Source organism: Adhaeribacter rhizoryzae, assembly GCF_008629685.1.
In the GTDB taxonomy this organism is placed as follows: Bacteria; Bacteroidota; Bacteroidia; order Cytophagales; family Hymenobacteraceae; genus Adhaeribacter; species Adhaeribacter rhizoryzae.
In genome coordinates this window covers 512,555-536,498 of record NZ_VWSF01000001.1, presented here as the reverse complement: position 1 = coordinate 536,498, position 23,944 = coordinate 512,555, and the positions used below count along the sequence as shown (strand labels likewise).

General features: G+C 39.8%; 36 protein-coding genes. All 36 read right to left on the bottom strand.

Annotation, left to right across the window (positions count from 1 at the left end; genetic code table 11):
- Positions 1–8 precede the first annotated feature (8 nt).
- Positions 9–1,124 carry a glutamine-hydrolyzing carbamoyl-phosphate synthase small subunit gene (gene carA, locus F0145_RS02150; RefSeq protein ID WP_150086405.1) on the bottom strand — a complete coding sequence of 372 codons (1,116 nt, stop codon included), beginning with the start codon at positions 1,122–1,124 and terminating at the stop codon, positions 9–11.
- Between the two features lie 77 nt (positions 1,125–1,201).
- A complete protein-coding gene (gene rplQ / locus F0145_RS02145) occupies positions 1,202–1,720 on the bottom strand; it encodes a 50S ribosomal protein L17 (RefSeq protein WP_150086403.1) in 519 nt (172 codons plus the stop codon).
- Positions 1,721–1,791: 71 nt separating this feature from the next.
- Positions 1,792–2,781: a DNA-directed RNA polymerase subunit alpha gene (locus F0145_RS02140; protein ID WP_150086401.1), complete on the bottom strand. Its 990-nt coding sequence runs from the start codon at positions 2,779–2,781 to the stop codon at positions 1,792–1,794.
- 58 nt (positions 2,782–2,839) lie between these two features.
- Entirely contained in the window at positions 2,840–3,445 is a 606-nt protein-coding gene (rpsD, locus tag F0145_RS02135; RefSeq protein ID WP_150086399.1) for a 30S ribosomal protein S4, read from the bottom strand.
- Between the two features lie 54 nt (positions 3,446–3,499).
- Entirely contained in the window at positions 3,500–3,892 is a 393-nt protein-coding gene (gene rpsK, locus F0145_RS02130; RefSeq protein ID WP_146894461.1) for a 30S ribosomal protein S11, read from the bottom strand.
- A gap of 8 nt (positions 3,893–3,900) precedes the next feature.
- A complete protein-coding gene (rpsM, locus tag F0145_RS02125) occupies positions 3,901–4,278 on the bottom strand; it encodes a 30S ribosomal protein S13 (protein ID WP_150086398.1) in 378 nt (125 codons plus the stop codon).
- Positions 4,279–4,287: 9 nt separating this feature from the next.
- Positions 4,288–4,404: a type B 50S ribosomal protein L36 gene (gene ykgO / locus F0145_RS02120; protein WP_071885446.1), complete on the bottom strand. Its 117-nt coding sequence runs from the start codon at positions 4,402–4,404 to the stop codon at positions 4,288–4,290.
- Between the two features lies 1 nt (position 4,405).
- Positions 4,406–4,624: a translation initiation factor IF-1 gene (gene infA, locus F0145_RS02115; protein ID WP_026461690.1), complete on the bottom strand. Its 219-nt coding sequence runs from the start codon at positions 4,622–4,624 to the stop codon at positions 4,406–4,408.
- A gap of 8 nt (positions 4,625–4,632) precedes the next feature.
- Positions 4,633–5,400: a type I methionyl aminopeptidase gene (gene map / locus F0145_RS02110; RefSeq protein ID WP_150086397.1), complete on the bottom strand. Its 768-nt coding sequence runs from the start codon at positions 5,398–5,400 to the stop codon at positions 4,633–4,635.
- Between the two features lie 2 nt (positions 5,401–5,402).
- The gene (secY, locus tag F0145_RS02105) at positions 5,403–6,719 is read right to left on the bottom strand and encodes a preprotein translocase subunit SecY (RefSeq protein ID WP_150086396.1); all 1,317 of its coding nucleotides are present in this window, start codon (positions 6,717–6,719) and stop codon (positions 5,403–5,405) included.
- 7 nt (positions 6,720–6,726) lie between these two features.
- The gene (gene rplO / locus F0145_RS02100) at positions 6,727–7,173 is read right to left on the bottom strand and encodes a 50S ribosomal protein L15 (protein ID WP_150086395.1); all 447 of its coding nucleotides are present in this window, start codon (positions 7,171–7,173) and stop codon (positions 6,727–6,729) included.
- Between the two features lie 7 nt (positions 7,174–7,180).
- The gene (gene rpmD / locus F0145_RS02095) at positions 7,181–7,354 is read right to left on the bottom strand and encodes a 50S ribosomal protein L30 (protein WP_150086394.1); all 174 of its coding nucleotides are present in this window, start codon (positions 7,352–7,354) and stop codon (positions 7,181–7,183) included.
- A gap of 5 nt (positions 7,355–7,359) precedes the next feature.
- Positions 7,360–7,878, bottom strand: coding sequence for a 30S ribosomal protein S5 (gene rpsE / locus F0145_RS02090; protein WP_150086393.1), 519 nt, complete (start codon positions 7,876–7,878; stop codon positions 7,360–7,362).
- A gap of 3 nt (positions 7,879–7,881) precedes the next feature.
- Positions 7,882–8,232 carry a 50S ribosomal protein L18 gene (gene rplR / locus F0145_RS02085; protein WP_150086392.1) on the bottom strand — a complete coding sequence of 117 codons (351 nt, stop codon included), beginning with the start codon at positions 8,230–8,232 and terminating at the stop codon, positions 7,882–7,884.
- A gap of 8 nt (positions 8,233–8,240) precedes the next feature.
- Positions 8,241–8,795 carry a 50S ribosomal protein L6 gene (rplF, locus tag F0145_RS02080; RefSeq protein ID WP_150086391.1) on the bottom strand — a complete coding sequence of 185 codons (555 nt, stop codon included), beginning with the start codon at positions 8,793–8,795 and terminating at the stop codon, positions 8,241–8,243.
- A 12-nt stretch (positions 8,796–8,807) separates the two neighbouring features.
- Positions 8,808–9,206: a 30S ribosomal protein S8 gene (gene rpsH / locus F0145_RS02075; protein ID WP_150086390.1), complete on the bottom strand. Its 399-nt coding sequence runs from the start codon at positions 9,204–9,206 to the stop codon at positions 8,808–8,810.
- 83 nt (positions 9,207–9,289) lie between these two features.
- Entirely contained in the window at positions 9,290–9,559 is a 270-nt protein-coding gene (gene rpsN / locus F0145_RS02070; protein WP_150086389.1) for a 30S ribosomal protein S14, read from the bottom strand.
- Between the two features lie 4 nt (positions 9,560–9,563).
- Positions 9,564–10,118, bottom strand: coding sequence for a 50S ribosomal protein L5 (gene rplE, locus F0145_RS02065; RefSeq protein ID WP_150086388.1), 555 nt, complete (start codon positions 10,116–10,118; stop codon positions 9,564–9,566).
- 1 nt (position 10,119) lies between these two features.
- Positions 10,120–10,455, bottom strand: a complete 336-nt coding sequence (rplX, locus tag F0145_RS02060) for a 50S ribosomal protein L24 (RefSeq protein WP_150086387.1) — start codon at positions 10,453–10,455, stop codon at positions 10,120–10,122.
- Positions 10,456–10,457: 2 nt separating this feature from the next.
- Positions 10,458–10,826 carry a 50S ribosomal protein L14 gene (gene rplN / locus F0145_RS02055; protein WP_146894474.1) on the bottom strand — a complete coding sequence of 123 codons (369 nt, stop codon included), beginning with the start codon at positions 10,824–10,826 and terminating at the stop codon, positions 10,458–10,460.
- A gap of 1 nt (position 10,827) precedes the next feature.
- On the bottom strand, positions 10,828–11,085 hold the full coding sequence (rpsQ, locus tag F0145_RS02050) for a 30S ribosomal protein S17 (protein ID WP_150086386.1): 258 nt from the start codon (positions 11,083–11,085) through the stop codon (positions 10,828–10,830).
- Between the two features lie 7 nt (positions 11,086–11,092).
- Positions 11,093–11,296, bottom strand: a complete 204-nt coding sequence (gene rpmC / locus F0145_RS02045) for a 50S ribosomal protein L29 (RefSeq protein ID WP_150086385.1) — start codon at positions 11,294–11,296, stop codon at positions 11,093–11,095.
- A 4-nt stretch (positions 11,297–11,300) separates the two neighbouring features.
- Positions 11,301–11,720 carry a 50S ribosomal protein L16 gene (gene rplP, locus F0145_RS02040; RefSeq protein WP_150086384.1) on the bottom strand — a complete coding sequence of 140 codons (420 nt, stop codon included), beginning with the start codon at positions 11,718–11,720 and terminating at the stop codon, positions 11,301–11,303.
- A gap of 28 nt (positions 11,721–11,748) precedes the next feature.
- On the bottom strand, positions 11,749–12,591 hold the full coding sequence (gene rpsC, locus F0145_RS02035; RefSeq protein WP_150086383.1) for a 30S ribosomal protein S3: 843 nt from the start codon (positions 12,589–12,591) through the stop codon (positions 11,749–11,751).
- 21 nt (positions 12,592–12,612) lie between these two features.
- A complete protein-coding gene (gene rplV, locus F0145_RS02030) occupies positions 12,613–12,987 on the bottom strand; it encodes a 50S ribosomal protein L22 (RefSeq protein ID WP_150086382.1) in 375 nt (124 codons plus the stop codon).
- A 2-nt stretch (positions 12,988–12,989) separates the two neighbouring features.
- Positions 12,990–13,268 carry a 30S ribosomal protein S19 gene (gene rpsS / locus F0145_RS02025; RefSeq protein WP_150086381.1) on the bottom strand — a complete coding sequence of 93 codons (279 nt, stop codon included), beginning with the start codon at positions 13,266–13,268 and terminating at the stop codon, positions 12,990–12,992.
- Positions 13,268–14,092, bottom strand: coding sequence for a 50S ribosomal protein L2 (gene rplB / locus F0145_RS02020; protein WP_150086380.1), 825 nt, complete (start codon positions 14,090–14,092; stop codon positions 13,268–13,270). The genes rpsS and rplB overlap by 1 nt, the downstream gene beginning before the upstream one ends.
- Before the next feature lie 10 nt (positions 14,093–14,102).
- Positions 14,103–14,390, bottom strand: coding sequence for a 50S ribosomal protein L23 (rplW, locus tag F0145_RS02015; RefSeq protein ID WP_150086379.1), 288 nt, complete (start codon positions 14,388–14,390; stop codon positions 14,103–14,105).
- A complete protein-coding gene (gene rplD, locus F0145_RS02010) occupies positions 14,390–15,022 on the bottom strand; it encodes a 50S ribosomal protein L4 (protein WP_150086378.1) in 633 nt (210 codons plus the stop codon). Before rplD ends, rplW begins: the two co-directional genes overlap by 1 nt.
- A gap of 1 nt (position 15,023) precedes the next feature.
- Positions 15,024–15,641, bottom strand: coding sequence for a 50S ribosomal protein L3 (gene rplC, locus F0145_RS02005; protein ID WP_150086377.1), 618 nt, complete (start codon positions 15,639–15,641; stop codon positions 15,024–15,026).
- A gap of 176 nt (positions 15,642–15,817) precedes the next feature.
- Positions 15,818–16,123 carry a 30S ribosomal protein S10 gene (gene rpsJ, locus F0145_RS02000; RefSeq protein WP_146894485.1) on the bottom strand — a complete coding sequence of 102 codons (306 nt, stop codon included), beginning with the start codon at positions 16,121–16,123 and terminating at the stop codon, positions 15,818–15,820.
- An 11-nt stretch (positions 16,124–16,134) separates the two neighbouring features.
- Positions 16,135–18,234, bottom strand: coding sequence for an elongation factor G (fusA, locus tag F0145_RS01995; RefSeq protein WP_150086376.1), 2,100 nt, complete (start codon positions 18,232–18,234; stop codon positions 16,135–16,137).
- A 6-nt stretch (positions 18,235–18,240) separates the two neighbouring features.
- Entirely contained in the window at positions 18,241–18,708 is a 468-nt protein-coding gene (gene rpsG / locus F0145_RS01990) for a 30S ribosomal protein S7 (protein ID WP_146894487.1), read from the bottom strand.
- Between the two features lie 17 nt (positions 18,709–18,725).
- The gene (gene rpsL / locus F0145_RS01985; protein WP_150086375.1) at positions 18,726–19,148 is read right to left on the bottom strand and encodes a 30S ribosomal protein S12; all 423 of its coding nucleotides are present in this window, start codon (positions 19,146–19,148) and stop codon (positions 18,726–18,728) included.
- Between the two features lie 96 nt (positions 19,149–19,244).
- Positions 19,245–19,565, bottom strand: coding sequence for a DUF3467 domain-containing protein (locus F0145_RS01980; RefSeq protein ID WP_150086374.1), 321 nt, complete (start codon positions 19,563–19,565; stop codon positions 19,245–19,247).
- Positions 19,565–23,878 carry a DNA-directed RNA polymerase subunit beta' gene (gene rpoC / locus F0145_RS01975; protein ID WP_150086373.1) on the bottom strand — a complete coding sequence of 1,438 codons (4,314 nt, stop codon included), beginning with the start codon at positions 23,876–23,878 and terminating at the stop codon, positions 19,565–19,567. The genes F0145_RS01980 and rpoC overlap by 1 nt, the downstream gene beginning before the upstream one ends.
- Positions 23,879–23,944: the final 66 nt, after the last annotated feature.

The following is a 23,944-nucleotide window of genomic DNA, read 5'->3' as shown; positions in this document are numbered from 1 at the left end:
TATTCTGCTTAGGCAGTTCCTTTGCGCTGCTTAATCAACTGAATAAATTCATCGAATAAATAGGCAGAATCGTGCGGCCCTGGCGAAGATTCTGGGTGGTATTGCACCGAAAATGCCGGTTTATCTTTTACCCGAATACCTTCAATGGTGCCGTCATTCAGGTTTACGTGGGTAATTTCAACTTTCTCGTTATTCTTTACCTGTTCGGCATCCACAGCAAAGCCGTGGTTTTGGGAAGTAACTTCGCACTTACCGGTTAGCAGGTTTTTAACCGGATGATTTAGTCCGCGGTGGCCATTGTGCATTTTGTAAGTAGAAATACCGTTGGCTTGGGCTAAAATCTGGTGCCCCATGCAAATACCAAACAAAGGCTTATCCTGCTCCAGCATTTTGGTTACATTCTCTACCGCCTGTGTAGTGGCTGCCGGGTCGCCGGGTCCGTTAGAAATAAAATATCCATCCGGTCCCCATTTTTCCATTTCCTCGTAACTGGTATCAAAAGGGAATACTTTGCATTCGCAACCGCGCTGGGTAAAATTGTTAAGAATATTCTTTTTAACGCCTAGGTCCAGAATAGCTACCTTATACTGCTGTTGCGGCGTATGCAGGTCGTATATTTCTTTGGTACTTACTTTCGAAGCTAATTCCAAACCATCCATCGATGGCGTGGCATTAAGTTTCTCCTGCAATATTTTTATATCCGCTTCATCCGAAGAAATAATGGCATTCATGGCACCTTTATCGCGGATATGACGAACCAACTCCCGGGTATCAATTTCACAAATACCAATAATATTCGACTTTTCGAAATATTCCTGTAAGGAGCCTTCGGCAGATTTACGGGAGAAATACTCGGAAAATTCTTTACAAACCAAACCTTTGATTTGTACTTGCCCCGATTCAACTTCTTTTTGAACAACACCATAATTCCCGATGTGCGGCACAGTAGTAATTACAATTTGTCCGTAATAAGAAGGATCAGTGAATATTTCCTGGTACCCAGTCATGCCGGTATTAAAACAAAGCTCACCAGAACTGGTACCAATGCGGCCTAAACTTTTACCGCGATAAATTTTCCCATCTTCTAACAATAAGATGGCTTCTGTTGCAATTCTTTCTTTCATGCTCTTGTATTACTGCAAAAATAAAAAAAGGGATATGATAAATATCATATCCCCTTATAAATTACCTGAAAAAATAATTATTCAGCATCCTCTGCTTTAGTAGCTTGATCAGCGTTAGTTGATTCCTCTGGTTTAGCAGGAGCAGCATTAGCCGCCGGAGCGTCTGTGTTGTCTTTCTTTTTAGATCGTCTTCTGGATCTTGGTTTAGCAGCCGCAGCGGTAGCACTCAACATATTTTCGTTGTAATCTACCAGCTCAATAATGCACATATCGGCATTATCACCTAACCGGTTACCAGTTTTCAGAATGCGGGTGTAACCACCTGGGCGGGTAGCAATTTTAGTTGCGATTTCGTCAAATAAAATTTTAACCGATTCTTTGTCTTGTAAATAAGAAAATATAGTACGTCTGGAATGCGTAGTATCGCTCTTAGATTTAGTTAAAAGGGGCTCAACGTATTTGCGTAAAGCTTTTGCTTTGGCTACTGTTGTAGTAACGCGTTTGTGCAAAATCAGCGAAGAAGCCATGTTTGATAACATCGCTTTCCGGTGCGAAGACGTTCTACCTAAATGATTTATTTTTTTACCGTGTCTCATTATTATTTATTTGTGCACGTGCATACCGTCAATCAACCTGTTAAGGGATCGGGAATTATGCCGTTAATTAATTAATCTTCGTCTAATTTGTACTTCGACAGATCCATTCCGAAGGTTAAACCTTTTTCCTGAACTAAATTTTCGAGCTCAGTTAAAGATTTTTTACCAAAGTTCCGGAATTTCATCATGTCTTGCATATCCAACTGTACCAGGTCACCCAAGGTACGAATATCGGCTGCTTTTAAGCAGTTGTAAGCTCTAACCGAAAGATCCATATCGTTCAATGGTGTTTTCAGAACTTTACGCATATGCAACATTTCTTCGTCTACTGCTTCTTCCTCTTCAGGTTTAGCAGTTTCAAAAGTCATGGTGTTGTCGGAGAACAACATAAAATGTTGAATCAATATATGAGCAGCTCCTTTTAACGCATCTTCCGGATGAATAGATCCATCTGTTTGAATATCGATTAAAAGTTTTTCGTAGTCAGTTTTTTGCTCAACCCGGGTATTCTCAATACTGTATTTTACGTTTTTAATTGGCGTAAAAATAGCATCAATAGCAATCTGACCGAATACCTGATCGTTTGGCTTATTTTCCTCTGCCGGAACATAACCACGACCTTTTTGAATAGTTAATTCTACATCCAGCGAAATGTTATTGTCGAGGTGGCAAATAACTAATTCTGGATTAAGAATTTGAAAACCATTGGTAAAACGGTCAATATCGCCAGCCGTGAAGGTTTCCTGATTACGGATAGAAACTGTTATTTTATCCTCAATGGCATCGTTTACTTTTTTGAAACGAACCATTTTAAGGTTGAGGATAATTTCTGATACATCTTCTATCACTCCTTCAATGGTAGAGAACTCATGCAATACACTTGGCATTCTCACTGAAGTGATAGCATAACCTTCCAGTGAAGACAGCAATATTCTTCTAAGTGCGTTGCCAATTGTTACTCCATACCCTTTTTCAAGCGGTTTAAATTCAAATTGACCATTAAAGTCGTCGGATTTCTCCATAACAACTTTTTCAGGCATCTGAAAGGCTAATATAGACATATAGACTATTTTATTTTTAAAAGATGGTATTAAAGAACTATTACTAACTAGTAAATTATTACTTAGAGTAAAGTTCCACAATTAATTGCTCTTGAATCTTTTCTGGGATTTGATCACGTTGCGGAGCAGAAACAAATTTTCCAATCATTTCTTTTCCGTCCCATTCTAACCAACCAAACTGACGGGCATTACGAGCCGACAAACTTGTTGTAATTGCTTCAAGAGACTTTGATTTTTCACGAACCCCGATAACCTGGCCTGGCTTTAAGCTGTAAGAGGAAATATTTACCACTTCGCCATCAACGGTAATATGTTTGTGTAAAACCAATTGACGAGCTGCTCTCCGGGTTGGCGCAATACCTAAACGGTAAACAGTGTTATCTAAACGGGCTTCTAACAAAGCCAATAAATTTTCGCCAGTAATGCCACCTTTACGATGCGCTTTATCAAACAGGTTAGCAAATTGCTTTTCTAAAACACCATACAGGTATTTAGCTTTTTGCTTTTCCATTAACTGAATTGCGTATTCAGATTGTTTTTTTCTGCGGCCTCTTCCATGCATACCAGGAGGATAAGCTTTTTTCTGTAAAGCTTTATTTGCACCAAAGATAGGCTCGTTAAATCTTCTGGATATTTTTGTTTTTGGGCCAGTATATCTTGCCATTGCTAATATTATTTTTTAACAAAGCCTCTTAGAAAGAGGCTTTATTCATTTTTCTTAAACTCTTCTACGTTTTGGAGGCCGACAGCCATTATGCGGTAATGGTGTTACATCTTTAATAGTAGTAACTTCAATACCAGCATTCTGAACAGTACGAATAGCCGATTCTCTTCCAGCACCAGGTCCTTTTACAAATACCTCAGCTTTCCGCATACCTAGTTCATGTGCAACTTTCGCGCAGTCAGAAGCTGCCATTTGGGCAGCATAAGGTGTGTTTTTCTTAGAACCTTTAAAACCCATTTTACCAGCAGAAGCCCAGGAAATAACCTGACCATTGTTGTTGGTAATAGAAACAATTATGTTATTGAAAGAAGCCTTAATATGCACTTGTCCGGTTGCTTCAACAACAACGACGCGCTTTTTAGCTTTATCTTTTCTTTTTTGAGCCATTATATTAATTATTTAGTAGCTTTTTTCTTATTAGCAACTGTTTTACGCTTCCCTTTTCTGGTCCGGGAATTGTTTTTAGTACGCTGACCTCTCACAGGCAAGCCTTTTCTATGACGTAACCCTCTGTAAGAACCTATATCCATTAACCGCTTAATGTGCAGTTGCACTTCAGAACGCAAAACACCTTCGGTTTTATGCTCTGCCGCGATTACTGATCTGATAGCACCAGCTTCTTCTTCAGTCCAATCACTAACTTTCTTATCGAAGTTAACACCTGCTTTGGTCAGGATGGATTGAGAAGCTCTACGGCCAATACCATAAATATAAGTCAAGGCAATTTCGCCTCTTTTTTTATCCGGAATATCTACTCCTGCTATTCTAGCCATTTTATTAAATTAACCTTGTCTTTGTTTATACCGTGGGTTCTTTTTGTTGATTACATAAAGCTTTCCTTTTCTGCGGATAACTTTGCAATCTTCACTTCTTTTTTTAACTGATGCTTTAACTTTCATTTTATTTATACCGATATACTATTCTTCCTTTAGATAAGTCATAAGGCGACATTTCAATTTTCACTTTATCGCCAGGTAATATTTTAATATAATGCATGCGCATTTTACCTGAAATATGTGATATAACCTGATGTCCGTTTTCCAGTTCAACACGAAACATCGCATTAGATAAAGCTTCAACAATAGTTCCGTCCTGCTCAATAGAAGACTGTTTTGCCATATAATTTTTTATGCACCTTTCTCTATGTACTCGAAGGAGGTTAGAATTTCCGCTTTATCCTTCCGTACTACAATTGTATGTTCAAAATGAGCAGATGGTTTGTTATCTCTTGTTCTGATTGTCCAGCCATCAGCCTCCTGAACAATATTTTTAGATCCTAAGTTGACCATGGGTTCAACTGCAATCACTAATCCGTTTTGCAATTTAATGCCCTGACCTCTTTTTCCATAGTTAGGAACCTCAGGCGCTTCGTGTAAGTTCCGTCCGATACCATGACCCACTAATTCTCTTACTACTGAAAAACCTTCTTTTTCTACTTCCTGCTGAATAGTAGCAGACATATCACCTAACCGGTTACCTGCCACTGCTTTTTCCAACCCTTTGTATAAAGACTGTTTGGTAACTGTAAGTAACCGTTTAACATCTTCAGAAAGTTCACCAACACCGTGGGTATAAGCGCAATCGCTATGAAAACCGTTTTTAAAAACGCCTCCATCTATAGAAACTATGTCGCCGTTCTTAATAACATAGTCGCCTGGCATGCCGTGTACAACAGCTGAATTAACTGAAATACACAAACTAAATGGAAAGCCATTATAACCCTTAAAGGATGGCCAACCGCCATGATCCTTAATAAATTCTTCTGCTCGCGAATCTAATTGTTTTGTAGTAACTCCTTCTTTTATAAGAGAAGCTACTTCACCATGCGCTTTACTTAAAATAAGAGCGGCTTCGCGAATAATATTTATTTCTTCTTCTGTTTTGTAATAAACCATTATTAAGATGCCAACGCAATATTTTGCGTACGGCCTTTCAGCTTACCAGACTTCATCATGCCATCATAATGACGCATTAATAAATAGCTTTCTATTTGGTTTAAGGTATCTAAAACTACACCCACCATAATAATGAGTGATGTTCCACCAAAGAAAGCCGAAAACTCTCTAGTTATACCAAATAGCATAGCAATGGCCGGCAGAATAGCTATTAAAGCTAAGAACAAAGCGCCAGGTAAGGTAATTCTATCAAGTACTTGGCCAATGAACTCAGAAGTAGCTAAGCCTGGTTTTACACCGGGTATAAATCCGCCGCTACGTTTTAAATCATTAGAAATTTGGTCCGGATTAACACTAATAGCCGTATAAAAATATGTAAATACAATTATTAAGATACCGAATAACAAATTGTACTGCCAAGAAGTAAAATCTGCAAAGGTAGTACCAATGGAGGCAGCTAGTTCAGATGTATCCCGCCAAATAGAGGCTATTAATGATGGGATAAACATCAATGACTGCGCAAAAATAATTGGCATTACACCGGCTGCATTTACCTTTAACGGAATAAATTGGCGATGACCACTATACTGCGTTGTACCACCAACTTGCTTTGCGTATTGAATTGGTATTCTTCTAATTGCTTGCGTAAGCATAACAACAGCCATTACCACAAAGTACAGTGCAATTAGCTCTAATATAAATAATAAAGCTCCATTTAATCTTTTAGATAATGCTTCTGCAATTAAGGCACCAGGTAAACGCGATACTATGCCAATCATAATTAACATAGATATACCATTACCAATACCTTTATCTGTAATCTTCTCGCCTAACCACATACAAAACATGGTTCCGGCTGTTAAAATAAAAATTGAGGTTATACTAAACCAAAAAGGATCTACTACAATTGCCTCAGCATTTATAGTTTGAATAAAACCAAATGACTGCGCTGCAGTAATTAGTATGGTCAATACACGCGTGTACTGATTGATTTTTTTTCTTCCGGATTCTCCTTCTTTTTGAAGCTTCTGGAAATATGGAACTGCTATTGTTAGTAATTGTAAAACAATAGAAGCAGAAATATACGGCATGATACCTAATGCAAAAATAGAAGCATTGCTAAATGCTCCTCCTAATAAGGTATCAAGTAAACCAAATATTCCTTGAGAATTAGATTGTAGCCGATTAGGATCAATTCCTGGTAGTACTACGTAAGATCCCAAACGGAATATTGCAATGAAACCTAAGGTATTCAGAATCCGAATCCTTAGGTCTTCAATTGCAAAAATATTTTTAAAAGTTGTTATAAGTTTTTTCATAACTTAATTATAGGGTAACAACTTTCCCACCGGCATTTTCTATTGCAGCTATTGCTGATTTAGAGAAGGCATGTGCATGTACCTCAACTGCACTTTTTAACTCACCACGTCCTAAAATTTTAATTCTATCGTTTTTAGAAACTAAGCCGTGAGCTTTTAAATAAGCAAAATCGATTGTAGTTGCATTGTCCCTTTCAATCAAAGACTGAATAATATCTAGGTTCACACCTGCAAATTCAACCCGGTTGAAGTTTTTGAAACCAAATTTAGGAACACGTCTTTGTAAAGGCATTTGACCACCTTCAAAACCAGACTTTTTGCTATAACCAGAACGTGATTTAGCACCTTTATGGCCTCTGGTAGAAGTTCCACCACGGCCTGAACCGGTACCCCGTCCTATTCTTTTTCTATCTTTAACAGAGCCTTCAGCAGGTTGTAATGTACTTAAATTCATGATAACTTTATTTTACCTCAACCAAGTTATGTACTTTCTGGATCATTCCCAAAATCTGGGGGGTATCTTCTACTGTAACAGTTTTGTTTATTTTACCCAGACCTAGTGCTTGCATCGTCTTCTTTTGTCTTTCCGGACGATCAATAACACTTTTAATTTGTTTAATTGTTATTTGCGCCATCTTACTTAACCGTTAAATACTTTCTGAAGACTTACCCCTCTTTGTTGAGCTACCGCTAAAGGATCACGCATTTTAATTAAAGCATCGAAAGTAGCCTTAACCACGTTGTGTGGGTTAGAAGAACCTTTAGATTTTGCCAAAACATCTTTAATGCCTGCGCTTTCAAAAACAGCACGCATTGCACCACCAGCAATAACACCTGTACCGGCTGCTGCTGGTTTAACCAAAACAAAACCGCCTGAATATTTTCCCTCAATGGCATGAGGTACTGTGTGGTGATAAATAGGAACTTTAACTAAATTCTTCTTAGCATCATCAATTCCTTTTGCAATAGCATCAGTTACTTCATTAGCTTTACCCAATCCATAACCCACGGTACCATTACCATCTCCTACCACAACGATGGCTGAAAAACTAAATCTTCTACCACCTTTTACTACTTTAGCTACACGCTTGATTGCCACAACCCGTTCTTTGAGGTCAATCTCACTCGCTTTTACAACACGATTGTTATTCTGTGACATATATTAAAATTTAAGACCGGCCTCTCTGGCGCTGTCTGCTAATGTTTTAACACGACCATGATATAAATATCCGGAGCGGTCAAATACTACTTCTGAAATACCTTTTTCCTGCGCTATTGTAGCCAGTTCACGGCCTACAGCAGAAGACAATTCAGTTTTACCGTTTGCTTCGCCTGCAAATTTTGCAGAAGAAACGGCAACTAAAGTTTTGCCAGCTACATCGTCAATCAATTGCGCGTATATATTTTTATTACTTCTGAAAACGGATAAACGTGGTCTTTCAGGAGTACCAGAAATTTTGCTTCTGATACTTTTTCTAATTCTGGTTCTTCTTTCGAGTTTACTTACTGCCATGACAGTTATTATTTAGAGGCTGTTTTACCTGCTTTTCTTCTTACTACCTCACCAACAAAGCGTACACCTTTACCTTTGTAAGGTTCAACTTTTCTTAATGATCTGATTTTTGCAGCTACCTGGCCTATTAGTTGTTTATCGTTACTCTCTAAAGTAATTAAAGGAGCTTTACCTTTTTCAGTTACTGCAGTAGCTTTCACCTCTGCTGGTAATGCTAAAAATATATTATGTGAATAGCCTAAAGATAACTCTAAAGTATTGCCAGCAACAGTTGCCTTGTAACCAACCCCAATTAATTCTAGCGATTCACGAAAACCTTCGCTTACACCTACAACCATGTTGTTGATTAAAGAACGATACAAACCGTGCAATGCTTTATGACGCTTTTGTTCTGTAGGACGGTTAACTGTAATAGTACCATCTTCACTGGCAACGGTAATATCTCTATCTACTAAAGTACTCAACGTTCCTTTTGGTCCTTTAACCGTCACCAGATTATCGGCAGCAACAGTTAAATCAACATTTGCCGGCAATGTGATTGGCAATTTACCTATACGTGACATAGTGATGTTTTCTTAATAAACGTAACACAAAACTTCCCCACCCACATTAAGATCTTTTGCTTCTTTTTCGGTTATTACGCCTTTAGAAGTAGATAAAATGGCTACCCCTAAACCGTTTAAAACGCGTGGCAAATTCTCATAATGAGTATATTTCCGTAAACCAGGTTTACTTACTCTTTCCAGATTTACAATAGCAGGTTGCTTTGTACTTGGATTATATTTGAGGGCTATTTTAATAGTACCCTGAACAGTAGAGTCATCAAACCGATAGCTTTGAATATACCCTTTCTCGTGAAGTACTCTTGTAATTTCCTTCTTGATTTTACTTGCCGGAATTTCAACCACCCGATGGTTTGCTTTTATGGCATTCCTGAGTCTGGTTAAATAATCTGCTATTGGATCTGTATTCATTATGAATAAATATATTAGCTCCTAAAAAGAGCCGCAAAGATACTAATGTTTTTTTTAATTATTTAATTATCAGCAGAAAAAAATTACCAGCTTGCCTTTGTTAAGCCTGGAATCTTTCCTTCTGAAGCCATATCCCGGAACATTACACGTGAAATTCCAAACTTACGCATAAATCCCCGTGGACGACCGGTAATCCGGCAACGGTTATGTAAACGAACCGGCGATGCATCTTTAGGTAATTTATCTAAGGCATCCCAATCCCCGGCAGCTTTTAATGCTTTTCTTTTTTCAGCATATTTAGCTACCATTTTCAGGCGTTTTAACTCTCTTGCTTTTACTGATTCTTTAGCCATTGTATTATTTTTTTACATTCATGAATGGCATACCAAATGCTTTCAACAGCTCAAAACTCTCTTCGTCGTTTTTAGCAGTAGTTACAAAAGTAATATCCATACCCGAAATAGCTTTAATTTTATCGATACTGATTTCTGGGAAAATGATTTGCTCTTTAACACCTAAGGTGTAATTTCCTCTTCCATCAAATCCTTTATCGCTAATACCTCTAAAGTCACGAACGCGCGGTAAGGCTACGGTCATTAAGCGGTCCATAAATTCGTACATCCGGTCGCCCCGCAAAGTTACTCTTGCCCCAATTGGCATGCCTTCACGCAGCTTAAAGTTAGATACCGAGGTTTTAGCTTTAGTTGCTACGGCTTTCTGACCCGAGATAGTTGTTAATTCGTCAACGCCAATATCAACTAATTTCTTATCTGATACCGCATTGCCAATTCCTTTATTGATGCAGATTTTTAAAATCTTAGGAACTTGCATCACGCTTTTATATTGAAACCGCTCTCTTAACTGATTTACGATTTCACTATTGTATTTATCTTTTAAACGTGCAGTAGCCATATTAAATTAAATTACCTGTTTTTTTAGAATACCGCTGCAGTTTACCATTATCGTCAGCCTTTTTGCCAGTACGGGTTACCGCACCTGCTGCATCAACTAACTGCACATTGCTGGCATGTATAGGTGCTTCTTGCTTAGAAATACCACCCTGCGGATTTTTTGCGCTGGGTTTGTTGTGCTTGGTTACAAGGTTTAAGCCTTCTACTACAACTTTATTCACGTCTTTTTTAACGGAAACAATACGTCCGGTTTTACCACGATCATTACCAGCAATAATTTTAACAGTATCGCCAGTTTTTACGTGTAACTTATTTACTTTCTCGTTTTGTGCTTTCATGATTATAATACCTCCGGAGCTAAAGAAACGATTTTCATAAATTGCTTTTCACGTAACTCGCGGGCAACCGGCCCAAAGATCCGTGTTCCTCTTGGCTCGTCGTTGTTGTTTAACAAAACTGCCGCATTATCATCAAAACGAATATAAGAACCATCTTTCCGACGGATTTCTTTTTTTGTTCTTACAACAACTGCTTTAGAAACAGAGCCTTTTTTAACGTTGCCAGATGATAAAGCTGATTTTACAGTTACTATAATTTTATCGCCTATAGAAGCGTACTTCTTTCCTGTTCCGCCTAATACCCGGATAACTAAAACTTCTTTAGCTCCGCTATTGTCGGCAACAGATAATCTTGATTCCTGCTGTACCATCTTACTTAGCTCTTTCTATTATTTCTACTAAACGCCAGTTCTTGCTTTTGCTCAACGGCCGAGTTTCCATAATGCGAACCAAGTCACCTTCGCCGCATTCATTATTTTCATCGTGAGCTTTAAACTTCGTAGATTTATTTACAAACTTCCCGTAAATAGGGTGTTTCATTTTGCTTTCTACGATAACGGTGATTGTCTTATTCATTTTGTTGCTGACAACCCGACCAGTTCTTTCTTTTCTTAGATTTCTTTCTTCCATTGTAATATTATTTAGAAGCTCCCTCTAATTCTCTTTTTCTTAGTTCCGTCTGTAATCTTGCGATTACTTTCCGATTTTGGTTTATTCGCAAGGGATTTTCCAATGGAGAAATAGAATGTGCAAATAACAAAGATTGACGGCTGGAAGTTTCTGCTTGTAAGCGTTCTTTAAGTTCTTCTAAAGAAAGTGCTTGTATTTCTGAATATTTCATTTTATTACTCTACGAAATCTTTACGTACAACAAATTTTGTTTTTACCGGCAGTTTTTGGGCCGCTAATCTTAAAGATTCCTGAGCAGTTTCCAGAGGTACTCCATCAGATTCAAATAAAATAGTACCTGGTTTAACCACAGCTACCCAATATTCTGGCGAACCTTTACCTTTACCCATCCGCACTTCCGCTGGCTTTTTGGTAATTGGTTTATCAGGAAAAATCCGAATCCATACTTGACCTTCACGTTTCATAGCACGTGTCATTGCTATACGGGCTGCTTCTATTTGGCGGCTGGTAATCCAGGAAGCTTCTAATGATTTTATAGCAAATGAACCGAAGGAAATGGTGCTACCACGGTGAGCTAGACCTCTAACTCTTCCCTTCTGCATTTTTCTATATACTGTCCTTTTCGGCTGTAACATCTCTTAAAAATGTTTTGATGATTTTGTATTATTTATTTCTGGGTTTACCGCCGCCACCGCCTCTGCGCTGTTGGCCACCACCACCTTCTCTTCTATCCTTACCGGCAAAATCTCCACCGCGGTCATTGCGGTCGCCTCTGCGGCCACCACGGTCACCTCTGTCACCGCCTCTTTCGTTGCGGGGCGATCCACCGGTATTACCACCTGATGGTTTAGATTGTTCCTGGTTTGGAGAAAGGTCTTTTTTACCAAATACTTCTCCTTTAAATATCCATACTTTGATACCTAATTTACCGTAAACAGTCTGCGCTTCGGACAATGCATAGTCAATATCTGCCCGTAGAGTATGTAAGGGAGTTCTTCCTTCTTTATACGATTCGGTACGTGCCATCTCGGCCCCTCCTAAACGACCTGATACCTGAACTTTAACACCTTCTGCTCCTACCCGAATAGCAGAAGCAATTGCTTGCTTCATAGCTCTCCGGAAAGAGATTCTGGCTTGTAACTGTTGTGCAATAGATTCCCCTACTAATTTGGCATCCAGTTCCGGACGCTTAATTTCGTAGATGTTAATCTGTACATCTTTATTCGTTACTTTCTTAAGCTCTTCTTTAATTTTATCTACTTCCTGGCCACCTTTACCAATTACTACGCCCGGACGAGCAGTATTAATGGTAATGGTAATTCTCTTTAATGTTCTTTCAATGATAATTTTTGAAATACCACCTTTAGGAATACGCGCAAGTATATATTTTCTAATTTTCTCATCTTCAATGAGCTTATCAGCGAAATCTTTTCCACCGTACCAATTAGAATCCCATCCTTTGATGATACCTAATCTTAAACCTACTGGATTTACTTTTTGTCCCATTATTACAAAATATTTCGCTAATTATTCTTGGTTATTTACTTGGAGTTCTTCTTCCACGCGGCTATCTATAATAATGGTCACATGGTTAGATCTCTTTCTGATTCTATGACCACGGCCCTGGGGAGCTGGTCTTAATCTCTTCAGCATCTTTCCTTCATCAACTCTTATTTCTTTTATGTAAAGATTAGAATCTTCGATGCGGGCATCCGTGTTTGCTTGCTGCCAGTTAGATAAAGCTGATAATAATAATTTTTCAATTTTTTCAGCTCCGACATTCGCTTCAAATTTTAATAAACCTAAAGCTTTATTTACACTCTGACCTCTTACTAAACCAGCCACTAGGCGCATTTTGCGGGGAGAGGTAGGAACATTTTTTAATTTAGCTATTGCTTGCATTGTTATCTCTTACCTTTATCTTTTTTAGCAATATGGCCTCTGAAATTTCTGGTTGGAGCAAACTCACCTAATTTGTGGCCAACCATATTTTCTGTAACATAAACCGGAATAAATTTATTTCCGTTGTGAACAGCAAAAGTATGACCTACAAAGTCCGGAGAAATCATGGAACGGCGAGACCAGGTTTTTACCACAGTCTTTTTGCCGGATTCATCCATTGCTGTTACTTTCTTTTCGAGCCTGAAGTCAATATATGGCCCTTTTTTTAATGATCTTCCCATTATTTTTTACCTCTATTAACAATCAGGTTCTCTGAATATTTATTTTTATTTCTTGTCTTTTTACCTTTGGCAAATAAACCTTTTCTAGAACGAGGCTGTCCTCCAGAAGATTTACCTTCACCACCACCCATTGGGTGATCAACTGGGTTCATAGCAACACCACGAACTCTTGGGCGAATACCCAACCATCTGCTTCTACCCGCTTTACCCAGATTTACGTTCATGTGGTCTGAGTTTGATACAGTACCAACAGTTGCCATGCAGGTAACTAAAACCATGCGCATTTCACCTGATGGTAATTTAATAGTAGCATACTTATTTTCGCGAGCAACTAGCTGCGCATAAGTACCAGCACTACGTGCTAAGGTACCGCCATTACCTGGCATTAATTCAATATTATGAATAATAGTACCTAAAGGAATATCTGAGAGCGGCAAGCTGTTACCAACTTCAGGAGCTACACCTGGCCCTGAAATTACTGTGCTGTCTACTTTTAATCCGGCTGGTGCCAGAATATAGCTTTTCTCACCGTCAGCATAAAACAAAAGAGCAATACGAGCAGTTCTGTTTGGATCGTACTCGATTGATTTTACAGTTGCCGGAATTCCGAACTTGGTTCTTTTAAAATCTATAATCCGGTATTTTTGTTTATGACCGCCCCCTATGTAGCGCATGGTCATTTTACCAGAATCATTTCTACCACCAGATTTTTTTATAGGTGCCAACAAAGATTTTTCTGGCTGCATTGATGTAATCTCATCAAACTGCGGAGCTACCCGAAATCTTTGACCTGGTGTTGTTGGTCTTAATTTTCTTAATGCCATTTTTTAATTATTATATGCCGCTATAAAAATCAATAAACTCACCTTCTTTTAAGCTAACAATAGCTTTCTTATAAGATGGCTTACGTCCGCTTACCACGCCAGCTTTTGTATTTTTTACTTTAAGCTTACCTTGTACCCGCATGGTAGAAACTTTTTCTACTGTTACGCCATACAACTTTTCAACTGCTTTTTTGATTTCCACTTTATTAGCAGTTTTAGCTACTTCAAAGGCATATTTACCTTTTTCATTTAAAGCGGTCATCTTTTCAGTAACCAAAGGTTTTTTTAATATTTGCATTATTTTGTGCTATAAAGGCTCTCTAAAGTGGACAATGAATCTTCAGTAAGCAACAAAGTTTCCGCTTTCAATAAATCGTATGTATTTAAATCGGCAGCTTCTGCTACTTTCACTTTCTGGAGGTTACGGCTGGATAAATAAAGATTATTATCTTTTTTGGCCGTTACGATTAAGGTTTTCTTGTTAGAGAAATTCAATTTGCCAAGCACACTAACAAACTCACTGGTTTTTGGTTTTTCAAATGAAAACGATTCTACCAATGTCACTTTGTTATCTTTAGCTAGGCTTGACAAAGCTGATAAACGGGCTAATGCTTTTAATTTCTTGTTTAATTTAAAGCTATAGTTCCGCGGACGAGGACCGAACACTCTACCACCACCAATAAATACCGGCGATTTCATGCTACCTGCCCGGGCACCACCTGTACCTTTTTGTTTTTTCAGCTTTTTAGTGGTTCCAGAAACTTCGTTACGTTCTTTGGATTTGTGGGTTCCCTGACGCTGATTTGCCAGGTATTGTTTAACATCCAGATACATAGCATGCTGATTTGGCTCAATACCAAATACTGCATCCGAAAGGGTTACCTTTCTGCCTGTATCTTCTCCTGCTTTATTTAATACAGAAAGCTCCATTTTATTTCTCTAAAACTACAAATGAATTTTTGGCACCAGGAACGGAACCACTAACAAGAATCAAATTTTTATCGGCTAATACACGTAAAACCCGTAAGTTCTGAACTTTTACGCGATCGTTACCCATGCGTCCAGCCATTCTCATTCCTTTGAATACGCGAGAAGGCCAAGAGCAAGCTCCAATAGAACCTGGGTGTCTTGCCCGGTTGTGCTGACCGTGAGTCTGGCCACCAACCCCACTAAAGTTATATCTTTTTACAACGCCCTGGAAACCTTTACCTTTTGAGGTTCCAACTACATCCACAAACTCTCCTTCTGCAAAGAAATCTACGTTGATGGTATCTCCTAAATTAAAACCTTCTACCTCGGTTCTAAACTCTACAACCTTTACTTTAGGAGTTGCGTTAGCTTTTTTAAAGTGACCAGTTTCGGCCTTGTTTGCTAATTTTTCTTTTTTATCACCGTAGCCAACTTGAACAGCTTCATAGCCATCAACTTCTACAGTCTTCACTTGTGTTACTACACACGGACCTGCTTGAATAAGCGTAGCAGCTACGCTTTTCCCATCAGGTGTGAAGAGGCTTGTCATTCCGATTTTTCTACCGATTATTCCAGGCATTCTACTTTCTGATTAAACAATCTTTATAAATACAAATATCCCTTCGTTAAGGGAGTGCAAAGATACTATTTTTAATTTTCTTTTTGCAAATTATTGTTAATTAATTTTTTAACTATTAAAAATAAAAAAAGAACCAGTATACACCGGTTCTTTCTTTATTACAAAAAGCTGGTTTATCAAACTTTAATCTCTACATCAACGCCGCTAGGTAACTCTAGCTTCATTAAAGCATCTACTGTTTTTGAACTAGTTGAATAAATATCAACTAATCTTTTATAGGTACATAACTGAAATTGCTCACGTGCTTTTTTGTTTACGTGCGGCGAACGGAGTACTGTAAAAATATCTTTTTCAGTAGGTAAAGGAATAGGTCCACTTACAATGGCACCGGTTGTCTTTACAGCTTTTACAATCTTTTCAGCAGATTTATCTACCAAATTATGATCGTAAGATTTTAATTTAATTCTGATTTTTTGGTTCATTATTTCTAAGACTATTTACCTGTACCTTTTACTTTAGCTATTATTCCTTCGGCCAAGTTCGCCGGCACTTGCTCGTAATGCGAAATAGTAATGTTGGCTGTTGCACGACCAGAGGTCAAAGTTCTTAAATCAGTTACATAGCCAAAAAGTTCCGATAAAGGCACATCAGCTTTAATTACCTGAGAACCTGCCTTTGTATCCATACCTTTCATTAAGCCTCTGCGACGATTTAAATCTCCGGTTACAGGACCAGTATACTCATCCGGCGTAACTACCTCTACTGCCATAATTGGTTCTAATAACTTCGGCGAGCATTTTCTTGCTGCTTCTTTAAAACCCTGGCGAGCGGCTAATTCAAAAGATAATGCATCAGAATCGACATCATGGTAAGAACCGTGGAATAAGCGTACCTTCATAGATTCTATCGGGAATCCAGCTAATACACCTTCTTTCATTGATTCTTCAAACCCTTTCTGAATTGCTGGAATAAATTCTTTTGGAATTACCCCACCTACAATGCCATTAACGAATTCTAAGCCGGTTTTACCATCTTCACGGGGTCCTAATTCGAATACAATATCGCCGTATTTACCACGACCACCTGATTGTTTCTTATAAGTTTCCCGGTGTTCGGTGCTAGAAATAATGGTTTCTTTGTAAGCAACCTGTGGTGCCCCTTGGTTTATTTCTACCTTAAATTCTCTTTTAAGGCGGTCCATTATAATTTCCAGGTGCAACTCACCCATACCTCTCAGGATTGTTTGTCCTGTTTCTTGGTCGGTGTGAACTAATAAAGTTGGATCTTCTTCAACCAATTTACCAATAGCCATACCCATTTTATCAGCATCTGCTTGGGTTTTTGGCTCAATAGCATAACCAATTACTGGCTCAGGGAATTCCATAGCTTCCAAAACAATCTTATGATTTTGGTCACACAGGGTATCGCCTGTCTTAATATCCTTAAAACCTACAACGGCACCTATATCTCCTGCTCCTAATCTTTCAATAGCATTTTGCTTGTTAGCATGCATTTGGAAAATACGAGAGATACGTTCTTTATTACCGGAACGGGTATTATATACATATGAACCAGATTCCAGCACGCCAGAATATGCTCTGATAAAACAAAGACGACCTACATACGGGTCAGTAGCAATTTTAAAGGCTAAAGCCGCGAATGGATCGCTTTCTGAAGGCTTACGAGCTACTTCTTCTCCGGTATCCGGATTGGTACCTTTGATGCTTTCTTTATCCAGCGGAGAAGGGCATAATGCCATTACATAATCCAGCATGGTTTGTACACCTTTGTTCTTGAAAGAAGAACCACACAGCATGGGTACAATAGCCATATCAATTGTTGCCTTACGTAAAGCATTCATGATTTCATCTTCGGTAATCGTTTCCGGATCATCGAAGTATTTCTCCATTAATGACTCATCGTAATCAGCTACTGCTTCCAGTAATTTTTCGCGGTACTCAGTAGCTTCCTCTAACATATCATCCGGAATAGGCACTTCGGTAAAGGTCATCCCTTTATCGTGTTCATTCCAAACAATACCCCGGAAGTTTACTAAATCAACTACCCCTTTAAAATCATCTTCTGCTCCTATTGGCAACTGCAAAGCAACCGCATTGCTGCCTAACATTTCTTTTACTTGTTTTACAACAGCTAAGAAATCTGCACCAGAACGGTCCATTTTATTTACAAAACCAATTCGGGCAACGTTATAATTATTTGCTAAGCGCCAGTTAGTTTCGGATTGCGGCTCAACGCCATCAACTGCACTAAATAAAAATACTAAACCATCTAATACCCGTAAGGAGCGGTTTACCTCAACGGTAAAATCCACGTGACCCGGGGTATCAATAATATTAATGTGGTAAGTATTGTTTCTATATTTCCAATCTACGGTTACTGCAGCTGAAGTAATGGTAATACCACGCTCCTGCTCCTGTTCCATCCAGTCGGTGGTTGCAGCGCCATCATGAACTTCCCCTATTTTATGGCTTGCACCAGTATAATAAAGAATACGTTCTGTGGTTGTGGTTTTACCAGCATCAATGTGCGCAGCTATACCAATATTTCTTGTATATTTTAAATCGCGTGCCATTTATAATTAGAATCTAAAATGTGAGAAGGCTTTATTGGCCTCTGCCATTCTATGTGTATCATCTTTTTTCTTCACTGCTGCTCCTTCACCTTTGGCTGCGGCAATAATTTCACCAGCTAATTTGTCGGTCATGGTTTTTTCTCCACGCTTTCTAGCGTACAGAATCATCCATTTGATACCTAATGAAATTTTACGATCTGGTCTTACCTCGGTTGGAACCTGGAAAGTAGCTCCACCCACGCGACGGCTTTTAACCTCTACGCTTGGCATGATGTTGTTCAAAGCTTTTCTCCACTGCTCCAAACCATTTTCTTTTGTCCGTTTTTCTACTGCTTCGCACGCATCGTAAAAAATATTGTATGCAATACTTTTTTTACCATCGTACATCAGGTAGTTTACAAAACGGGTTACCAAAGTTTCTTTATACTTTGGATCTGGAAGAAGAATTCTATTTTTAGGTTTTGCTTTTCTCATTGTATTACTACTTCTTATTATTTCTTCTTACCTGGAGTTGGTTTACCACCTTTAGCAGCTGGTTGTCCTGGTTTCGGACGTTTTGCTCCGTATTTAGATCTGCGCTGCAATCTGCCATTTACCCCGGCAGTATCCAACGCACCACGAATAATGTGGTAACGAACTCCTGGTAAATCTTTTACTCTGCCACCTCTGATAAGCACAATTGAGTGCTCTTGTAAGTTGTGACCTTCACCCGGTATGTAAGCGTTTACCTCTTTCCCATTTGTTAAGCGCACACGGGCAACTTTACGCATTGCGGAATTAGGTTTCTTAGGGGTTGTTGTATAAACCCTGGTGCACACCCCTCGTCTCTGTGGACAAGAATCTAAGGCTGGAGATTTTGATTTAGTGGTCAGTTTCTCTCTACCTTTTCGTACTAATTGTTGTATAGTAGGCATTTACTAAATTTTTATAGGAATTCTTCTTCTCAAAATTTTGGTCTGCAAAGGTATAAAATAAATTTTGCAAATTCAATATTAATTTTATATAAATAATTAAGCTTCACCTATATTACCCCCAAAATTCATGGGAAAACTTGGCTCCTGGTGAACTTGCTTAATATCTCCGTAGCTTTCTTCAAACCGGCGGATATTATCGGCCAGAGCCGCCAACAAACGTTTAGCGTGCTCTGGCGTGATAACTATTCTGGCTTTAACTTTCGCTTTCGGAATACCCGGCATTAACCGGATAAAATCAATTACAAACTCACTGCTGGAGTGGGCTATCATTGCCAAATTTGCATATTCACCTTCCGCAATCTCTTCGGTCAGTTCTATGTTTATCTGGTTTTCCTGGGCTGCTGGTTCTTTCGCCATTATTTATTCTGTAACTCTGTCTGACGAGCTTTAGTAGCTGCTTTAGAAGATAATAAGCTATCGTATTCTTCCTGTGATCCTACAATTAATTTAGAATACTCCCGCAGACCGGTACCGGCTGGGATCAGGTGACCTACAATAACGTTTTCTTTTAAGCCTAATAACTCATCGGCCTTACCTCTGATAGCTGCTTCGCTTAATACTTTGGTTGTTTCCTGGAAGGAAGCTGCCGAGATAAAGCTTTGCGTACCTAGTGAAGCTTGAGTAATACCTTGTAACGTTGGTCTAGAAACTGCCGGCTGCGCATCTCTAACCGATACAATTCGCATATCGCGACGTTTCAGGCTGGAGTTTTCGTCCCTTAGTCTTCTGGCAGTTACAATCTGGCCTGGTTTCAGGTTGGTTGAATCGCCCGCATCCTCTACTACTTTCATGTCGATGATCATATCATTCTCTTCCATGAAAGTAACTTTGTCAACTACCTGGTTTTCCAGGAACGATGTATCACCCGGATCAATAACGGCAACTTTCTGCATCATTTGGCGAACTACCACCTCAATGTGCTTGTCGTTAATTTTTACACCTTGTAAGCGGTATACTTCCTGAATCTCGTTCACTAAATATTCCTGCACCGCACCAGGTCCCTGAATATTCAGAATATCGGTTGGCGTAATAGCACCATCTGATAACGGCATACCGGCCCGGATAAAGTCATTATCTTGTACCAGAATGTGTTTCGACAATGGCACCATGTATTTCTTTTTCACGCCATCTTTCGACTCGATGAAAATTTCACGGTTACCACGCTTAATACCACCATAAGTAACAACCCCGTCTATTTCGCTTACTACTGCTGGGTTAGATGGATTCCGAGCTTCGAATAATTCCGTTACCCTCGGCAGACCACCCGTAATATCGCGGGTTTTACCAATGGCACGCGGAATTTTAGCCAATATTTGTCCGGCCCGAATAGGCTCAGCATCTTCTACCGTTAAGTGAGCTCCTACCGGAATGTTATAAGCCTTATACTCATCATTCCGGGCTCGTATACCAATAGCAGGGTTTTGGGTTTTATCTTTGGTTTCGATAATTACTTTTTCACGGTGACCAGTTTGTTCATCCGATTCTTCGCGGTAAGTAATACCTTCAATTAATGCTTCATATTCAACGGCTCCGTCGTATTCCGATAGAATTACCGCATTGTATGGATCCCACACGCAGATTTCATCACCTTTGGTAACTGTCTGGCCTTCATCAACCATCAGGAACGAACCATAAGGAACGTGGTTACTGATTAAGATTTTGCCTGTACCTGGCTCAACTACCCGAACTTCACCGGAACGACCCATTACTACTTTAACCGGGGTTCCTTCGTTGTTCACTGTTTCTATGGTCCTAACATCTTCAAATTCGATGTTACCACCAAATTTCGCCCGAATAGCAGCATCTACGGCAATGTTGGAAGCAGTACCACCCACGTGGAACGTACGCAGGGTTAACTGGGTACCTGGCTCACCAATAGACTGCGCAGCAATAACCCCAACAGCTTCTCCTTTTTGTACCATTCTACCAGAAGCCAAGTTACGGCCATAGCATTTAGCACAAATTCCACGTTTGCTTTCGCAGGTTAATACCGAACGAATTTCTACGGTTTCAATGCTGGTAGCATCAATGCGCTTGGTGATTTCCTCTGTAATTTCGGTACCAGCCTCCAGAATGATTTCATTTGTTAGTGGGTCAATAATATCGTGAACGTTCACCCGACCCAATATTCTTTCAGAAAGTGACTCAACAATATCTTCGTTATCTTTCAGAGCACTTACTTCCAGACCACGTAAAGTACCGCAGTCTACCTCGTTTACAATTACGTCCTGCGAAACGTCTACCAGACGACGGGTTAAGTAACCAGCATCCGCTGTTTTCAATGCTGTATCGGCCAGACCTTTACGGGCACCGTGGGTAGAGATAAAGTACTCAATTACATCCAGCCCTTCTTTAAAGTTAGAAAGGATTGGGTTCTCGATAATCTCACCTACTGAACCTTGCAACGATTTCTGCGGCTTAGCCATCAGACCCCGCATACCACCTAACTGACGAATCTGCTCACGGGAACCACGGGCGCCGGAGTGCATCATCATATAGATAGAGTTGAAGCCTTGATCGTCTTTTTCCAGACGGCCCATCAGGGTTTCGGTAATCTGGTTGTTAATACGCGTCCAGATATCAATAACCTGGTTGTAACGCTCATTATCGGTAATCAGACCCATAGAGTAGTTTGCCCAAACAGCGTCTACATCTTTTTTGGCCTGCTCTACCAGAATATCCTTTTCTTTAGGGATAACAATATCACCCAGACCCATCGACAGACCGCCTTTGTAAGCAGACTGGAAGCCTAAGGTTTTAATATCATCCAGGAATTGAGCGGTACGCGCCATTCCAGTTACTTTGAACACGCGGGAAATAATTTGCTGTAACTTTTTCTTCGTTAACAGCTCATCCACGAAGCCAACTTCCTCCGGCACGAATTGATTAAATAATACCCGACCGGCAACGGTTTCGATTACTTTGGTAACCAGTTGCTCGTTTTCGTCTTGTATTTTGGTTCTTACTTTTATAAAGGCGTGTTTAGATAAACGGCCTTCGTTAATGGCAATAACTACTTCTTCTGCACTGTAGAAAGCCATGCCTTCACCGGCAATCTTCTCGTTTTCAGTAGAGCGTTTGCCTTTGGTTACATAGTATAATCCTAAAACCATGTCCTGCGATGGTACCGCAATTGGTGCACCATTGGCTGGGTTCAGAATGTTATGTGAAGCGAGCATCAGCATAGAGGCTTCCAGAATTGCAGCTGGTCCCAGAGGAACGTGTACTGCCATCTGGTCACCGTCAAAGTCGGCGTTGAATGCCGTACACACTAACGGGTGCAACTGAATTGCTTTACCTTCGATCAAGCGCGGCTGGAAAGCCTGAATACCTAAACGGTGTAGCGTAGGAGCCCGGTTCAGCAGTACTGGGTGACCTTTCAGAACATTCTCCAAAATATCCCAAACTACCGCATCTTTCCGATCTACTATTTTCTTAGCTGATTTTACGGTTTTAACAATACCCCGCTCAATCAGTTTCCGGATAATGAATGGTTTGAAAAGCTCAGCTGCCATATTTTTCGGCAGACCGCACTCATGCAATTTCAATTCAGGACCTACCACAATAACCGAACGACCAGAATAGTCAACCCGCTTACCTAATAAGTTCTGACGGAAACGACCTTGCTTACCTTTCAGCATATCCGAAAGTGATTTTAAAGCCCGGTTACCTTCGGCGCGAACGGCGTTAACTTTACGGGAGTTGTCGAACAAGGAGTCAACCGCTTCCTGTAACATACGCTTCTCGTTCCGTAAGATTACTTCCGGTGCTTTAATTTCAATCAGACGCTTCAGACGGTTGTTCCGGATGATAACGCGACGATATAGGTCATTTAAGTCGGAAGTAGCGAAACGGCCACCATCCAATGGCACCAATGGACGTAATTCTGGCGGAATAACCGGCACCATCCGGATTACCATCCACTCAGGGCGGTTTTCGATACGAGTAGCGGCATCCCGGAAAGCTTCAACTACCCGCAGGCGTTTCAAAGCTTCACCTTTCCGTTGCTGGGAGGTTTCGTGAGCAGCTGAGTAACGCAGCTCGTAAGATAACTCGTCCAGGTTAATGCGCTGTAACAATAATTCCAACGCATCCGCACCCATCTTGGCGATGAATTTATTCGGATCACTGTTATCCAGCATCTGGTTTTCACGAGGCAACTTATCGATCATATCCAGGTACTCATCTTCCGTTAAGAAGTCGAGTTGGTTTACACCATCCTCGGCCAGAATACCCGGCTGTACTACTACGTACCGCTCGTAATAAATAATTTGGTCTAATTTTTTGGTTGGTAAACCTAACAGGTAACCAATTTTATTTGGCAACGATTTGAAATACCAGATGTGTGCCACCGGTACTACCAACTCAATGTGGCCCATGCGCTCGCGACGTACTTTCTTCTCTGTAACTTCAACGCCGCAACGGTCGCAAATAATGCCTTTATATCGGATTCGCTTATATTTACCGCAGTGACATTCCCAATCTTTAACCGGACCAAAAATACGCTCACAGAACAAACCGCCCATTTCAGGCTTGTAAGTCCGGTAGTTAATGGTCTCTGGCTTGGTTACTTCACCGTTAGAGCGCTCCAGAATAGATTCCGGCGACGCTAAGCTGATGGTAACTTTGGAGAAGTCCTGGTTTAATTTTTTATTTTTTGCAAATGCCATCTTTCAGATTTAATAATTCCAAAATTTTATCTGTAACGAATAAAAGGGTAGCAACATTCCGTTGCT

Excerpts from the sequence above, each read along its gene's own strand:
- carA (WP_150086405.1), bottom strand. The coding sequence starts at position 1,124 with ATGAAAGAAAGAATTGCAACAGAAGCCATCTTATTGTTAGAAGATGGG.
- rplQ (WP_150086403.1), bottom strand. The coding sequence starts at position 1,720 with ATGAGACACGGTAAAAAAATAAATCATTTAGGTAGAACGTCTTCGCAC.
- F0145_RS02140 (WP_150086401.1), bottom strand. The coding sequence starts at position 2,781 with ATGTCTATATTAGCCTTTCAGATGCCTGAAAAAGTTGTTATGGAGAAA.
- rpsD (WP_150086399.1), bottom strand. The coding sequence starts at position 3,445 with ATGGCAAGATATACTGGCCCAAAAACAAAAATATCCAGAAGATTTAAC.
- rpsK (WP_146894461.1), bottom strand. The coding sequence starts at position 3,892 with ATGGCTCAAAAAAGAAAAGATAAAGCTAAAAAGCGCGTCGTTGTTGTT.
- rpsM (WP_150086398.1), bottom strand. The coding sequence starts at position 4,278 with ATGGCTAGAATAGCAGGAGTAGATATTCCGGATAAAAAAAGAGGCGAA.
- ykgO (WP_071885446.1), bottom strand. The coding sequence starts at position 4,404 with ATGAAAGTTAAAGCATCAGTTAAAAAAAGAAGTGAAGATTGCAAAGTT.
- infA (WP_026461690.1), bottom strand. The coding sequence starts at position 4,624 with ATGGCAAAACAGTCTTCTATTGAGCAGGACGGAACTATTGTTGAAGCT.
- map (WP_150086397.1), bottom strand. The coding sequence starts at position 5,400 with ATGGTTTATTACAAAACAGAAGAAGAAATAAATATTATTCGCGAAGCC.
- secY (WP_150086396.1), bottom strand. The coding sequence starts at position 6,719 with ATGAAAAAACTTATAACAACTTTTAAAAATATTTTTGCAATTGAAGAC.
- rplO (WP_150086395.1), bottom strand. The coding sequence starts at position 7,173 with ATGAATTTAAGTACATTACAACCTGCTGAAGGCTCTGTTAAAGATAGA.
- rpmD (WP_150086394.1), bottom strand. The coding sequence starts at position 7,354 with ATGGCGCAAATAACAATTAAACAAATTAAAAGTGTTATTGATCGTCCG.
- rpsE (WP_150086393.1), bottom strand. The coding sequence starts at position 7,878 with ATGTCACAGAATAACAATCGTGTTGTAAAAGCGAGTGAGATTGACCTC.
- rplR (WP_150086392.1), bottom strand. The coding sequence starts at position 8,232 with ATGGCAGTAAGTAAACTCGAAAGAAGAACCAGAATTAGAAAAAGTATC.
- rplF (WP_150086391.1), bottom strand. The coding sequence starts at position 8,795 with ATGTCACGTATAGGTAAATTGCCAATCACATTGCCGGCAAATGTTGAT.
- rpsH (WP_150086390.1), bottom strand. The coding sequence starts at position 9,206 with ATGAATACAGATCCAATAGCAGATTATTTAACCAGACTCAGGAATGCC.
- rpsN (WP_150086389.1), bottom strand. The coding sequence starts at position 9,559 with ATGGCTAAAGAATCAGTAAAAGCAAGAGAGTTAAAACGCCTGAAAATG.
- rplE (WP_150086388.1), bottom strand. The coding sequence starts at position 10,118 with ATGGCTACTGCACGTTTAAAAGATAAATACAATAGTGAAATCGTAAAT.
- rplX (WP_150086387.1), bottom strand. The coding sequence starts at position 10,455 with ATGAAAGCACAAAACGAGAAAGTAAATAAGTTACACGTAAAAACTGGC.
- rplN (WP_146894474.1), bottom strand. The coding sequence starts at position 10,826 with ATGGTACAGCAGGAATCAAGATTATCTGTTGCCGACAATAGCGGAGCT.
- rpsQ (WP_150086386.1), bottom strand. The coding sequence starts at position 11,085 with ATGGAAGAAAGAAATCTAAGAAAAGAAAGAACTGGTCGGGTTGTCAGC.
- rpmC (WP_150086385.1), bottom strand. The coding sequence starts at position 11,296 with ATGAAATATTCAGAAATACAAGCACTTTCTTTAGAAGAACTTAAAGAA.
- rplP (WP_150086384.1), bottom strand. The coding sequence starts at position 11,720 with ATGTTACAGCCGAAAAGGACAGTATATAGAAAAATGCAGAAGGGAAGA.
- rpsC (WP_150086383.1), bottom strand. The coding sequence starts at position 12,591 with ATGGGACAAAAAGTAAATCCAGTAGGTTTAAGATTAGGTATCATCAAA.
- rplV (WP_150086382.1), bottom strand. The coding sequence starts at position 12,987 with ATGCAAGCAATAGCTAAATTAAAAAATGTTCCTACCTCTCCCCGCAAA.
- rpsS (WP_150086381.1), bottom strand. The coding sequence starts at position 13,268 with ATGGGAAGATCATTAAAAAAAGGGCCATATATTGACTTCAGGCTCGAA.
- rplB (WP_150086380.1), bottom strand. The coding sequence starts at position 14,092 with ATGGCATTAAGAAAATTAAGACCAACAACACCAGGTCAAAGATTTCGG.
- rplW (WP_150086379.1), bottom strand. The coding sequence starts at position 14,390 with ATGCAAATATTAAAAAAACCTTTGGTTACTGAAAAGATGACCGCTTTA.
- rplD (WP_150086378.1), bottom strand. The coding sequence starts at position 15,022 with ATGGAGCTTTCTGTATTAAATAAAGCAGGAGAAGATACAGGCAGAAAG.
- rplC (WP_150086377.1), bottom strand. The coding sequence starts at position 15,641 with ATGCCTGGAATAATCGGTAGAAAAATCGGAATGACAAGCCTCTTCACA.
- rpsJ (WP_146894485.1), bottom strand. The coding sequence starts at position 16,123 with ATGAACCAAAAAATCAGAATTAAATTAAAATCTTACGATCATAATTTG.
- fusA (WP_150086376.1), bottom strand. The coding sequence starts at position 18,234 with ATGGCACGCGATTTAAAATATACAAGAAATATTGGTATAGCTGCGCAC.
- rpsG (WP_146894487.1), bottom strand. The coding sequence starts at position 18,708 with ATGAGAAAAGCAAAACCTAAAAATAGAATTCTTCTTCCAGATCCAAAG.
- rpsL (WP_150086375.1), bottom strand. The coding sequence starts at position 19,148 with ATGCCTACTATACAACAATTAGTACGAAAAGGTAGAGAGAAACTGACC.
- F0145_RS01980 (WP_150086374.1), bottom strand. The coding sequence starts at position 19,565 with ATGGCGAAAGAACCAGCAGCCCAGGAAAACCAGATAAACATAGAACTG.
- rpoC (WP_150086373.1), bottom strand. The coding sequence starts at position 23,878 with ATGGCATTTGCAAAAAATAAAAAATTAAACCAGGACTTCTCCAAAGTT.